This window comes from Mycobacteroides sp. PCS013 (genome assembly GCF_049532645.1).
In the GTDB taxonomy this organism is placed as follows: Bacteria; Actinomycetota; Actinomycetes; order Mycobacteriales; family Mycobacteriaceae; genus Mycobacterium; species Mycobacterium gwanakae.
Genome location: NZ_CP150131.1, coordinates 2274760 through 2287694 on the forward strand (window position 1 = coordinate 2274760; position 12935 = coordinate 2287694).

Sequence of the window (12935 nt, forward strand, 5' to 3'; positions counted from 1 at the left end):
CTGAAGCCGATCGACACTCCATCAAGCTGCTTAAATGCCACAACATAGAGGCTATCAAGTGTTGCCATACGCCAGCATTTCGAGAACATTTAACCCGACCTTCTCTATGAAATATTTATGCAATTTACTCACCGTGAGCCTAAATTCATCGCTTCCCCTATCAATCAAGATCCCAGGCGGGCTTTGGGCAGAAATCGGTGCATACTTGCCATTAGTTTTGTGACTGGTGAGGTGGCCGGGCATCCACCGGCGTCGAGCAGAAACGCTCGTGACAAGGCGCGACCCGGTCGCGACGCGAGGTCCGAGCGGGCAACGGCAAATCACGGCACCCCAAAGGTCCTCATAGTTAGCTCACTCGTGTCGCGCCCCGAACGGAACTGCGGTACCGTCCCGACCATCATGCGGAACTCCAGTTCCGTGTAGGGCAAAGATGCCCGTCTCGACCAACTGCGGCAGTTCCATAACATAAGCCCGCCAGTCATCTGCTAATTCCATTGAACACAAAGGGGTTTGGAATGCTTCGCGTCATAAGACGGGTGTGGATGCCGCTGCTCATCGCCGCGGTACTCGCGGTCGGCGGATTCGCAGTGTTACGGGTACGCGGGATTTTCGGTGCGGATTCCTTCGCCTCCTCTGCCGACAACAACGCCAAAGATGCCGTCCCCTACAACCCAAAGACACTCGTATACGAAGTATTTGGAGAACCCGGGGCCATGGCAGATGTGAACTACTTCAACGAGGATGCGCAGCCGACGCGCGTCGACGCCGTGCAGCTGCCATGGTCGTTCAAGATCGTCTCGATCTTGCCGTCGTTGAGTGGGAACATCGTGGCCCAAGGCAACGGCGACACAATCGGTTGCCGGATCATCGTCAATGGCGAGGTCAAGGTGGAGCGAGTTTCCAACGAACACAACGCCTACATCTACTGCCTGGTGAAGTCCGCATGAGGCACGGTAGCGGCGACCACGCGGCGCGGCCCCCACGGATCGCACGGATCATCCGGGTCCTGTCGATCCCGATCATCCTCTTCTGGCTGGGTATCGCCATCATCCTCAATGTCGTCACGCCCTCCCTTGATGAAGTGGGCAAGGCACATTCGGTGTCGATGTCCCCCAAAGACGCTCCCTCGATGATCGCGATGATGCACACCGGAAAAGTGTTCGGGGAGTTCGACTCCGACAGCTCCGTCATGATCGTGTTGGAGGGGAAGCAAGAACTGGCCGACGAGGCGCACCGCTTCTACGACGAGATCATCAAGAAACTCAAGGCCGATCCGACCCACGTCCAACACATCTCCGACTACTGGGGAGATCCGCTTACCGCATCGGGCGCTCAGAGCGCCGACGGGAAAGCCGCCTATGTCCAGGTGAACCTGGCCGGGGACCAGGGAACCACCTTGGCGAATGAATCCGTAGATGCCGTTCGCAAGATCATCGCCGAGACACCCGGCCCCGACGGTGTACAGGCCTACGTCACCGGAGGAACCGCCGCCAGCGCGGACACCGGAACGGCCGGCAACAAGAGCATGCAGAAGACAACTCTGATAGCGGTGGGCGTCGTCGTCGTGATGCTGCTCTTCGTGTACCGCTCCGTGATCACCATGTTCGTGGCGCTGGTGATCGTCGGCGTCGAGCTGATGGCGGGCCAGGGCGTTGTCGCAACATTGGGCAATCTCAATGTCATTGGCCTCTCGACCTATGCCGTAAGCATGGTCACGATGCTGGGCATCGCCGCGGGGACCGACTATGTGATCTTCCTGCTGGGTCGTTATCACGAGGCGCGGCAATCCGGCCAGGATCGAGATGCCGCCTTCTATACCGCGTATTCAGGTGTGTCACACGTGATCTTGGGATCTGGGCTGACCATTGTCGGCGCTACCTTGTGCCTCAGCCTGACGCGTCTGCCGCTGTTTCGTTCCATGGGTGTGCCCTGCGCACTGGTCATTCTCGTCATCGTCGCCGCAGCTCTCACCCTGGCTCCCGCGGTACTGGCGTTGGGCAGCCGCTTCGGGCTGTTCGAGCCCAAACGCAAACACGATGAACGCGGCTGGCGGCGCATCGGGGCAGCGGTGGTGCGCTGGCCGGGACCAATTCTCATTGTGACACTGGGGATTGCACTCATCGGTCTACTCACCCTGCCCGGATACACCCCCGGTTATGACGACCGTCAGTACATGCCCGATAACGTGCCTTCGAAAGTTGGTTACGCAGCAGCGGAACGACATTTCTCGCCAGCCCGGATGAACCCCGAAATGCTCATGATCGAGGCCGACCATGACATGCGAAATCCCTCGGACATGCTGGTCATCGACCGAATTGCCAAGACGGCGTTTCATGCCCGTGGCGTCGGACGAGTGCAGGCGATCACCCGGCCGCTGGGCACACCCATCGAGCACAGTTCGATACCGTTCCAGATCGGCCTCCAGGGCGCCGGCCAGATCCAGAACATGAAGTACATGAAGGACCGCATGGCGGACATGCTGACCATGGCCGATCAAATGGGGACCTTGATCGGCACCATGGAACGCGTCTACGACATGATGCGCGAGCTCACCGGCATCATGCACGACATGACCGGCCAGATGAAGGTCATGCAAGGCCGGATGCACGATATGCGCGACCTGATGGCAACTTTCGACGACTTTTTCAGGCCGATTCGCAACTACTTCTACTGGGAGAAGCACTGCGCCGACATTCCGATCTGCTGGGCCAGCCGGACGGTGTTCGATGCTCTCGACGGCGTCGATGCGATGGTCGAGGACATGGACGGCATGCTGGTGAACATGGACAAAGTCGATGTCCTGATGCCCCGCATGCTCGCCGAGTTCCCACCCATGATCGCCATCATGAAGTCCATGCACGGCACATTGCTGACCATGCACAGCACCATGTCCGGGATCATGAACCAGATGGATGAGAGCACCAAAAACTCCACCCTGATGGGCAAGTACTTCGACGAAGCCAAGAACGATGACTCGTTCTACCTGCCGCCCGAGGTGTTCGACAATCCGGATTTCAAGCGCGGCCTGAAGATGTTCCTCTCCCCCGACGGGAAGGCCGTCCGGATGACCGTCTCCCATCAAGGCAATCCGGCCTCGGTGGAAGGGATCGCGACCGTCGGCAATATCAAAGAGGCGGTGGCTGATTCGATCAAGGGCACCCCGCTCGAGAACGCCAAGGTCTACCTGGGCGGGACCGCCGCGGCGAACAAGGACCTGCAGGAAGGGGCCAAGTATGACCTCATTCTCGCGGGCATCGCATCACTGTGCTTGATCTTCATCATCATGCTGTTGGTGACCGGCAGTGTGGTCGCGGCCCTGGTCATCGTCGGCACGGTAGCGATCTCACTCGGCGCATCGATCGGGGTCTCGGTCCTGATTTGGCAGGACCTGCTGGGTATGGATCTGCACTGGTTCGTGGTCCCGTTGTCGGTCATCATTCTGTTGGCCGTGGGATCGGACTACAACCTGCTGCTCATCGCACGATTCAAGGAAGAGCTCCACGGCGGACTCAAGACAGGTTTCATCCGGGCCATGGGCGGCAGTGGCAAGGTGGTGACGAATGCGGGCCTGGTATTCGCATTCACCATGTGCGCCATGGTTGTTAGCGACCTGCGTATCGTCGGGCAGCTCGGAACGACAATCGGCCTCGGGTTGTTGTTCGACACCCTGATCGTGCGGTCCTTCATGACCCCGGCCATCGCCGCACTCCTGGGCCGTTGGTTTTGGTGGCCGCTCAACCTCCGCGAATACACTCCAGCGCGGACCCGATGACGAAAAACACTGCCATCCAGCGGCAAAGAACATCCGGACGCCTGAACAGGTCCTTGGATCTCGCGATCCTGGAGGCAGCATTCATCGTGCTCGCCGAACACGGTTACGACGCGATGAGCATGGACGAGATCGCCGCGCGCGCCGGGGTCGGCAAGGCTGCCATCTACCGGCGATGGTCTTCCAAGGCGGCCCTCACCGCCGATGCAATCCTGCACGGACGGCCTTCACTGGGGAAACTCGATGACGTACCGGACACCGGGAGCTTGCGCGGGGATTTGCATGCTCTATACGAGGCACGGGATTACAGCGATTTGGAAGAAAGCAGTATCCTCACCGGCAACCTGCTGGCAGGGATCATCGCCGAAGCCGTCAACGACTCCACGTTGGCGGAGGCATTGGATGATCTGTTGGCATCGCAGACTCAGAAGCGAATGGAGATCGTGTTCGCCCGAGCCGTGGAGCGCGGTGAGATTGCGCGGGATCGTGATCTATCACTCGTCTACGACATCCCGCTGGGACTCAGCCTGACGGCGGCTCTCAAGCGAACCGTCATCGATGAGACGTACATGCGCCGCATGGTTGACGACGTGATTCTTCCCCTTGTGCAAGCTTCCGTAGACCGGTCCTGATTCCCGGAATTTCTTCTGACACAGCCTCTTCTGCTGGAAGGTCACGTCTCCACTGCGGACAGGGCTGACGGCGCGGGCCGATGTTGCACCGACGCGAGTGCGGGGCGATTGTCGAGTTCATAGCCGATAAGACGCGAACTATTGGTGACCACCGCGACAGAGGACGCGTTGTGCAGAATTGCGGCCAGAACCGGCGAGAGCGCGCCCCCGGCACCGATCACCAGCCCGATCGCGTTGACGGCAATTGACATGGCGTAGTTCTGCCGGATGACGGTCACAGCCCGGCTGCCCAGACCCCGTACATCGAGCAGCTTGCGCAGATCGTCACTGGACAGGGCAACATCAGCGGTTTCCACGGCCACATCGGTTCCGTTGATTCCCATCGCGATTCCGATATCAGCCGCAGCCAGCGCCGGTGCGTCGTTGACCCCGTCACCTACCATCGCGACAAAATGCCCGTCGCTGCGGAGCCGACTCACAGCCTGGAGTTTGTCCTCGGGCAGCACCTCGGCCTGCCACTCCGCGATACCCAGCTCCTCGGCCACCGCACGCGCCGTTTCAGCGTGATCACCGGTGAGCATGACCACCCGTTTGACACCCGAGGACCGTAGCGCCTGCAGCACCTCGGCGGCCTCGGGGCGGATCTCGTCACGCAGGCTGATCAGTCCGACGAGTACACCGTCGACCGCCAGCAGAAGCGGAGTCTCGGCGCGGCGGCGGAGCTTGGCCACCCACTCGTCGGCTTCCGGGGTCACCCGGACGCTCTCCTTGGTCAGCAGTGCGGGGCTGCCCAGCAGCAGGGTCCGCCCATCGGCTCTGGTGCGCATCCCCAGGCCAACGAGCACTTCGCACTCTTCGTGTGGCGGGATTGCGATGTGGCGTTCCTCGGTCGAGCGAATAACCGCCTCCCCCAAAGGGTGCCGGGCGTGAATCTCCGAGCTTGCCGCGTACGCGAGCACCTGCTCGGGTTCCCAGCCCTCTTCGAAGGCAACGATGTTCGTCACCACCGGACGTCCGATGGTGAGCGTTCCGGTCTTGTCGAACACGAACGCGTCTACTCTGCCGGCCAGTTCCAGATGTGACCCGCCCTTGACCAGGATTCCCCTGCGCGCCCCGTTGCCGATGGCGGCACTGATCGCGGTTGGAGTAGACAGGCCCACCGCACACGGGCAGGCCACCAGGAGCATCGTCATGGCCCGCCGCACATCCCTGGTCACCACCAGGGTGCCCAGGGACAGCAGGAACGAGGCCGGCACGAATCGCCGCGAGAAGTTTTCGCCGACAGTCTGAATCGGGGCCCGATCGCGTTGCGCCTGCTCCACCCGGGTGATGATCCGGCCGATGATCGTCTGTCCTCCCACCGCCGCGGCACGCACAACGATGCGACCGCGCATGACAACCGATCCGGCATGCACGCGCCCTCCGGCGGCGACGCTGACTGGCAGGGTTTCGCCGGTGATGGCCGACTGGTCGACGATCGCGTCACCCTCCACGACGTCCCCGTCCACCGGAATGGCCACCTGCTCGTGCACCACCACCTCGTCGCCGACCGCCAGTGAATCGGTAGAGACCTGGACCTCGGTGCCGTCCCTGAGACGGACCCACGAGGTGTCCTGACTGCCCGACAGCAGATCCGCGATGGCGCGACGGGTGCGCCGGAGCGTCAGATCCTGCAGATACTCGCCAATGTTGAGCAGCCACAACACCGTCAGTGCGACCACGTTCTCGCGCAGCACCAGGCTGGCCACGGTGGCCGCGGATACCAGCAGATCCGTGCCTGCCGATCTGCCGCTACGCAATGCGGCAAGCGCCCCCCGCAGGAACGGATATCCGCTGAAAATCGTGACCGCCGTTGCCAACAGGCGACTGGTCGGTCCTAGCAGCGGCGGCCGCCGCAGGGGATATCGACGAAGTCCGAGTACTACCAGGGCCGCCCCGCCCACGCCCATGCGCACCACGTCGGCATTGCGCACATCAGACGAATGTGGTTCTCGGGTCAGCGTTTCCGGCACCGGAGCTTCGAGGGCGCGCGCCAGCGCGTCGAGGATGTCCGCGGCCGAACCACTTGCCTTTGAGTACCACACGACCACCGCGGCCGTGCGCGGATACGCGTGTACGGCACGAACTCCCTGTACATGCAGCAGCGTGTCCTCGATCAGCACCGCGCGCCGCACATCACCGCTCAACGCAGTCGCGATGGCACGCAGACGTCCGGCCGCGTCAGATACGACAGTGACCATGTGCGGCTCAGTGCTCGTGGTCGTGACCGGATTCTCCTACCACGGGCGGCGGGGCCTCTTCCCCGATGCGCTCGCGAGCCTCCGCGACGACATCACCGATCGCCAGTCGTGCACGTTCGGCGCCTTCCTCGGCCTTACGCACACCGCGCAGCCCCCAGGAGGCAACGGTGACACTGGCGTCACGGACGGGAACCTTGGCGGCGGCCTTGCGCGCAACCTCGTAAGCGGCGACTCCCACCGCACCGGTTACCACCGTCGATGCGGCCTTCGCTAGTACTGCGTGCCATACCATCAGCCAATCACCCTTTCGCTCAAAGTATTTGAGTCACGCTTCATCACGCACCGTGGCTTCTTAACGAAACCTACTCTCGATCAGCCCTTGAGGTGGCCCGTTGCGTCATGATGATAACGGTTTTCATTATCGCCAAGTATGGCAGACACTCGGCCGACTGGCACGCCGACATCGAATGGCAGGAAGAACGACTATTTCGCCGCCTGCGCAACGAACCGGGCCACCGCGCTGGCGTTCGCCGCCGGATGCGTGTGCAGATAGGAGGCGTGAATGCGCCCCTCCCCCGCCACCACGCCCTCGCGGCGGATGCCGCCGGCAGCAGTCCAGGCCCAGGCGGGCTGTCGCGTGTCGTCGCGGTAGTCGACCGTGGTGCGATGAAACTCATGCCCGCTCAACCGTTCTCCCTCATCAAAGAGGGTGGAGCCGGTGATCGAGACCGCCTCGCGGTATCCGAGGGTAAGTGAGTCGGTGAAGCGAGCTTGCGCGTCGATCACGCCACACATCGGAGCCCCGTCGAGGTCGTTGCACAGGTAGGTGAGGCCGGCGCATTCGGCGTGTATCGGTCCGGACATGTCACGGACCTGTTGACGCAGTGGCTCATTGGACGACAGATCGGTGGCGAACTGTTCCGGGAATCCCCCCGGGAGCACCAGAGCTGAGGTCTCGTCGGGCAGGGCATCACGGCGCGGGTCGAACTCGGCTACCACCGCACCCGCCGCGGCCAACAGCTCACGATGCTCGGCATATCCGAACGTGAACGCATGACCCGCCGCCAACGCGACCACCGGCTCGCCGGCCACCGGGGCGCCGACAACGTCCACCGGATCCCACGCACCCGTCGTCACGTCGCTACGCGCGGCAGCGACGATCGCGGGCAGGTCCACATGTTCGGCGACCAAGTGGGTCATCGCGTCCACCGCGTCCAGGGCAGCCTGGCCATGTTCGATAGCCGTCACCAGCCCCAGGTGGCGCGAAGGAACCGACAACTTCTCGGTACGCGGCAACGCACCCAGCACCGATAGTCCCGCACGATCGGCCGCCGCCGTGAGGATCGCCCGATGCCGTGCCGACCCAACCCGGTTGAGGATCACGCCAGCGATCCTGATGCCCGCCTCCGCGGCGTACACCACGAATCCGTGCAACAGTGCCGCCAGGCTCTGGCTATGCCCCTTCACATCCACGACCAACACCACCGGCGCGTTCAGGAGGCCGGCGATCTCGGCCGTCGAGCCCTTTTCATCGGCGATCCGCCCATCGAAGAGACCCATGACCCCTTCCACCACAGCGATATCCGCGCCGTGCGCGCCGTGGCGGAACAACGGGCCGATCAACTCCGAACCCACCAGCACGCTGTCGAGGTTACGGCCCGGCTTACCGGTCGCCAGGCTGTGATATCCGGGATCTATGTAATCCGGCCCTACCTTGAACGGCGCCACCACGTGCCCCGCCCGCCGCAACGCGCCCATCAAACCCGTGGCCACCGTGGTCTTCCCGCTTCCCGAGGCGGGAGCGGCAATCACGATCGCGGGAACGCTAGCGGACCCCACGCTCTACCATTCGATACCGCGCTGGCCCTTACGGCCCTGGTCCATCGGATGCTTGATCTTCGTCATCTCGGTCACCAGGTCGGCCGCATCCAGAAGCTGTTGTGGCGCATCGCGTCCGGTGATGACCACATGCTGTGTGCCGGGGCGGGAACGAAGTACTTCGACAACTTCATCCACATCCACCCACCCCCACTTGAGCGGGTAGGTGAACTCGTCGAGCACGTAAAAGCCGTGTTCCTCCGCGGCCAGCCGCCGCGCGATCTCGGCCCATCCGGCGGCCGCATCGGCGGCGTGGTCGGTCTCGGTACCCGACTTACGCGACCAGGACCACCCTGAACCCATCTTGTGCCACTGCACCGAGCCGCCGATCCCGTGCTCGTCGTGCAGCTTGCCGAGTTCACCGAAGACCGACTCCTCACCGACGCGCCACTTCGCACTCTTGACGAACTGGAACACAGCGACGTCCGCACCGTGATGCCAGGCCCGTAACGCCATACCAAAAGCGGCTGTGGACTTACCTTTTCCGGCACCCGTGTGCACAGCCAGTATCGGTGCGTTCCTCCGCGCCTTGGTGGTGAGCCCGTCCTCTGGCACCACCAACGGTTGTCCCTGTGGCATTGAACCCCTCCGCTATCTCACGCGGCGGCAGTGGCGCCGCGCACCACGCCGGCAAGCCGGTCGGCGTTCAGATGATCCAACTGCATCACCGGCGCATCAAGCTGCTGGGCCAGCGTGACTGCCAGATCCATTCTTACGAAAGAGGTCTCGCAATCGATCACCACACACGCAACCTGCTCGGCGCGCAACATCCCCGCGGCTCGACGCGTCCGGCCCAACGGATCCGGCCCGCCGGTAGCCCGGCCATCGGTGAGCACCACCACGAGCGCGCGGCGATGCGGATCGCGGCCTCGCTCACGGGCCACCAAATCCCGAGCCGCCAAAAGTCCTTGTGCCAGCGGTGTTTTGCCGCCAGTATCGAACTGCTGCAGCTTGCGCCCCGCGATATGCGTCGAGCCCGTCGGCGCCAGCAGTGTGGCCGCCTGCTGACCGCGAAAGGTGATGACCGCCACCTTGTCGCGTCGCTGATACGCATCACGCAGCAGCGACAAGGTGGCACCACTGACCGCCGACATCTTCTGACGTGCCGCCATCGACCCGGAGGCATCGACTACGAAAATCACCAGATTGCCTTCGCGGCCTTCCCTGATGGCCCACTGTAGATCGGACAGCACCGGTTTGGGCAGCCTGCCGGGTTCGGTCACCCGGCCTGCCGCGGACATCAGCGTGCCGATTACGTGTACCCCGAATCCCTCATCGGAGCTCGGGGCGATGACCTTGCCGGTGCGGTTGCGTGCGGCCGAGCGTCGTCCCGGGGCCCCCATACCGACGCCGGGCACCCGAAACGTCTTGGCGCGAAAGGTCGCAGAAGGCGCCGGGCTCTGCCGCGGCGGCGCCGGCGCCGATGACGAATCCTGCTGTGAATCATTGGTTTTTGGCGGGTTCGCGGAAGGTTCCGGCGTGCCGCCACCGGGGCCGTCCGGATCGGGATCCGGATCGTCGTTGCCGGGGCCGTGATCCTGCTGCGGCGCGCTATCGCGCATCGCCTGGTCGAGCTGTTCGGGATCCAGGCCGGGTTCGTCGAACGGGTCCCGGCGCCGCCTGTGAGGCAGCGCCAACTCGGCGGCCACCCGGATATCAGGCTCGCCGACCACCTCGGCACCACGCCATGCCGCATGCGCGACGGCGGCACGCGCCACCACCAGATCGGCACGCATCCCATCCACATCGAAGGCCGCGCACAACGCCGCGACACGCTGTAGTTCAGCGTCAGGCAGGACGACTCGCGGCAGCAGGCGCCGGGCGTCGGCAATCCGCGCCGCCAGCTCGGCCTCCTCGGATGCGTAGCGCGTCACAAACCCCGCCGGGTCAGCCTCGTACGCGAGACGCCTGCGGATGACCTCGGCGCGCACCGCCACATCGCGTGAGGCATGTACATCGACCGCGAATCCGAAACGGTCGAGCAGCTGCGGGCGCAGCTCCCCCTCTTCGGGATTCATGGTGCCGATCAGTACGAATCGCGCATCGTAGGAATGAGATACACCATCACGCTCGACATGCACCCGGCCCATCGCCGCCGCATCGAGGATCACGTCAACGAGATGGTCATGCAGCAGGTTGACCTCGTCCACGTAAAGCACGCCGCCGTCGGCACGCGCCAGAAGCCCTGGGGAGAAAGCGTGTTCGCCATCGCGCAAGACCTTTTGCAGGTCGAGGGATCCGACCACCCGATCCTCTGTCGCGCCGATCGGTAGCTCGACCAGTCGCGCACCATCGACCGTCCGCAGCACTGACGTCAACGCACGAACCGCCGTCGACTTGGCAGTGCCCTTCTCTCCACGAATGAGCACTCCACCGATATCGGGGCGCACCGCAGAAAGCACGAGTGCCAGCCGCAACTGGTCGTGCCCGACTATCGCACTGAGTGGATACCCCGGAACGTCTGTGGTGCTAGCCATTTCCGGCCATCCAGGTCATGGGCACGTGCGGAATCTCGTCCTCGAGGAATTCATCACCGGAGACCACGAATCCCAGCTTGCCATACATGTCCTTCAGGTGTGCCTGCGCATTCAGACGACAGCGTGCGCCGTCGATCTCTGTCAGTACCGCACGTACGAGGTGCGCCGCATGCCCGCGGCCACGCTCGTGTGCCGCCGTACACACCCGCCCGATCCAGAAACCCGATCCGCCAGGATCCGCGAGCACGCGCAGGCCGCTGACCACATCGCCGTTCTCGTTCTTGATCCAGAAGTGCCGGGTCTCTGGTTCGAGATCACGACCATCGAGATCCTGATAGGCGCAGTTCTGGCCGACAATGAATGCTTCGGCACGCAACCGCAGCAGTCCGTAGAGTGTCGCGGCGTCCAGGTCAGCGGACCAGGACCACCCCGTACTCACTGCTCCAGGCCGAGAACCTGTGTCCCCCAGTCCCATACCTCACCGAACAGTGACGGCTCGTCCGACAGGCTGATGCCGAGCGACGGAATCATCTCCTTGAGCTTGGGCATCCAGTTCGCGAACCGGTCGGGGAAGCAACGCTGCATGACGTCGAGCATGGCGGGCACCGCAGTGGAGGCACCCGGCGACGCTCCGAGCAGGCCGGCGATGCTGCCGTCGGCCGAATTGAGCACCATGGTCCCGAATTCGAGCGCACCACCCTTGCCCTTGGCCGGCCGAATAACCTGTACGCGCTGCCCGGCGGTGATCAGCTCCCAATCGGAACGCTGTGCCTTGGGCGCGAATTCACGCAGCATGTCGATTCGATCGTCCGGTGTCAGACGCAACTGGCTCAGCAGGAAGTTCACCAGACCGAACTCCGTCAGACCCACACCGATCATCGACGCCAGGTTGTTGGGCTTCACCGTCGAGGGCAGATCGGTGATCTTGCCCATCTTCAGGAACTTGGGCGACCACCCGGCGAACGGTCCGAAAAGCAGCCATTCCTTGCCGTTGATCACGCGAGTGTCCAGGTGCGGCGCGGACATCGGCGGCGCACCGAGCGGCGGGAAGCCGTACACCTTGGCCTTGTGCCCCTCGGTGAGATCTGTGTTGTTGGTGCGCAAGAAGGCACCACTCACCGGGAACCCGCCGAAGCCCTTGGCTTCGGGGATTCCGGCCTTCTGCAGCAGACCCAGAGCCCCACCACCGGCGCCAACGAATACGAACTTGGCCTTGAGCTTGCGCTTCTCGCCCGTACGACCGTTGACCAGCTTGAGAAGCCATCCACCGTCGCTCTCACGGCTGATGTTGCGGACCTCAACACCGAAAATCGCGTTGGTACCGGTACGAACTCCGAAGCCCACCAGCTGCTTTGACAGCTCACCGAAGTCGACATCGGTGCCGTCCTGGCTCCAGTTCAATCCCACCGGATCGGAGAAATCGCGTCCGGCGGCCATGAGCGGCAGACGGCGCGCGAACTCGTCGTCGTCGTTGATGAACTCCATCTTCGCGAACAGCGGGTTGCCGACCAACGCATCGTGGCGCTTACGAAGGAACTCGACCTTGTCGGCCCCGTGCACGTAGCTCACATGCGGGATGGGGTTGAGGAATCCGCGGACGTCGGGCAGTACACCGTTCTCAACGGCGTAGGCCCAGAACTGGCGCGACACCTGGAACTGCTCGTTGACGGTGATGGCCTTGGTGATGTCGATCGAGCCATCTGCCTTCTGCGGCGTGTAGTTGAGCTCGCAGAGCGCCGAGTGCCCGGTACCCGCGTTGTTCCACGGGTCGCTGCTTTCGCTGGCGGCCGCATCAAGGCGCTCGATCAAGGTGATCGACAGGTCCGGTTCGACCAATCGCAGCAAGGCGCTGAGCGTCGCGCTCATGATCCCTGACCCAATCAGGGCAACGTCTGTCTGCTCCACCTGCGCTTTTGACACCGGTTCACTGTCCTTTTCG

10 protein-coding genes are annotated in these 12935 nt (G+C 63.2%); 3 read left to right on the forward strand and 7 right to left on the reverse strand.

The genetic code is table 11. The features are described 5' to 3' along the window. Positions 1-515: 515 nt before the first annotated feature. Genes RHO23_RS11190 through RHO23_RS11200 form a run of 3 tightly spaced genes read left to right on the forward strand, consistent with a single transcriptional unit; the run spans position 516 to position 4401 of the window. The gene (locus RHO23_RS11190) at positions 516-947 is read left to right on the forward strand and encodes an MmpS family protein (RefSeq protein WP_030093963.1); all 432 of its coding nucleotides are present in this window, start codon (positions 516-518) and stop codon (positions 945-947) included. Continuing rightward, positions 944-3772, forward strand: coding sequence for an RND family transporter (locus RHO23_RS11195; RefSeq protein ID WP_101312524.1), 2829 nt, complete (start codon positions 944-946; stop codon positions 3770-3772). The genes RHO23_RS11190 and RHO23_RS11195 overlap by 4 nt, the downstream gene beginning before the upstream one ends. Continuing rightward, on the forward strand, positions 3769-4401 hold the full coding sequence (locus tag RHO23_RS11200; RefSeq protein ID WP_064409155.1) for a TetR/AcrR family transcriptional regulator: 633 nt from the start codon (positions 3769-3771) through the stop codon (positions 4399-4401). The genes RHO23_RS11195 and RHO23_RS11200 overlap by 4 nt, the downstream gene beginning before the upstream one ends. Positions 4402-4442: 41 nt before the next feature. Here RHO23_RS11200 and RHO23_RS11205 read toward each other — a convergent pair whose 3' ends face one another. From RHO23_RS11205 to mqo, 7 genes are all read right to left on the reverse strand, one after another. Next, positions 4443-6641 (reverse strand): heavy metal translocating P-type ATPase, encoded by a 2199-nt coding sequence (locus tag RHO23_RS11205; protein WP_423489079.1) that lies wholly within the window; start codon positions 6639-6641, stop codon positions 4443-4445. A gap of 7 nt (positions 6642-6648) precedes the next feature. Beyond that, positions 6649-6933 carry a DUF1490 family protein gene (locus RHO23_RS11210; protein ID WP_030093967.1) on the reverse strand — a complete coding sequence of 95 codons (285 nt, stop codon included), beginning with the start codon at positions 6931-6933 and terminating at the stop codon, positions 6649-6651. A 191-nt stretch (positions 6934-7124) separates the two neighbouring features. Continuing rightward, positions 7125-8456 carry a cobyrinate a,c-diamide synthase gene (locus RHO23_RS11215; protein WP_064410370.1) on the reverse strand — a complete coding sequence of 444 codons (1332 nt, stop codon included), beginning with the start codon at positions 8454-8456 and terminating at the stop codon, positions 7125-7127. A gap of 27 nt (positions 8457-8483) precedes the next feature. Continuing rightward, the gene (cobO, locus tag RHO23_RS11220; protein ID WP_030093973.1) at positions 8484-9098 is read right to left on the reverse strand and encodes a cob(I)yrinic acid a,c-diamide adenosyltransferase; all 615 of its coding nucleotides are present in this window, start codon (positions 9096-9098) and stop codon (positions 8484-8486) included. A 17-nt stretch (positions 9099-9115) separates the two neighbouring features. After that, the gene (locus RHO23_RS11225) at positions 9116-10996 is read right to left on the reverse strand and encodes a VWA domain-containing protein (protein ID WP_196326556.1); all 1881 of its coding nucleotides are present in this window, start codon (positions 10994-10996) and stop codon (positions 9116-9118) included. After that, positions 10989-11435, reverse strand: a complete 447-nt coding sequence (locus tag RHO23_RS11230) for a GNAT family N-acetyltransferase (RefSeq protein ID WP_078313518.1) — start codon at positions 11433-11435, stop codon at positions 10989-10991. The genes RHO23_RS11225 and RHO23_RS11230 overlap by 8 nt, the downstream gene beginning before the upstream one ends. Then, on the reverse strand, positions 11432-12862 hold the full coding sequence (gene mqo / locus RHO23_RS11235) for a malate dehydrogenase (quinone) (protein WP_070914363.1): 1431 nt from the start codon (positions 12860-12862) through the stop codon (positions 11432-11434). Before mqo ends, RHO23_RS11230 begins: the two co-directional genes overlap by 4 nt. Between the last annotated feature and the right edge of the window lie 73 nt (positions 12863-12935).

Bases quoted from the DNA above. Each gene is read 5' to 3' on its own strand.
- cobO (WP_030093973.1), bottom strand. From the start codon at position 9,098: ATGCCACAGGGACAACCGTTGGTGGTGCCAGAGGACGGGCTCACCACC.
- RHO23_RS11200 (WP_064409155.1), top strand. From the start codon at position 3,769: ATGACGAAAAACACTGCCATCCAGCGGCAAAGAACATCCGGACGCCTG.
- mqo (WP_070914363.1), bottom strand. From the start codon at position 12,862: ATGAGCGCGACGCTCAGCGCCTTGCTGCGATTGGTCGAACCGGACCTG.
- RHO23_RS11210 (WP_030093967.1), bottom strand. From the start codon at position 6,933: ATGGTATGGCACGCAGTACTAGCGAAGGCCGCATCGACGGTGGTAACC.
- RHO23_RS11225 (WP_196326556.1), bottom strand. From the start codon at position 10,996: ATGGCTAGCACCACAGACGTTCCGGGGTATCCACTCAGTGCGATAGTC.
- RHO23_RS11190 (WP_030093963.1), top strand. From the start codon at position 516: ATGCTTCGCGTCATAAGACGGGTGTGGATGCCGCTGCTCATCGCCGCG.
- RHO23_RS11205 (WP_423489079.1), bottom strand. From the start codon at position 6,641: ATGGTCACTGTCGTATCTGACGCGGCCGGACGTCTGCGTGCCATCGCG.
- RHO23_RS11195 (WP_101312524.1), top strand. From the start codon at position 944: ATGAGGCACGGTAGCGGCGACCACGCGGCGCGGCCCCCACGGATCGCA.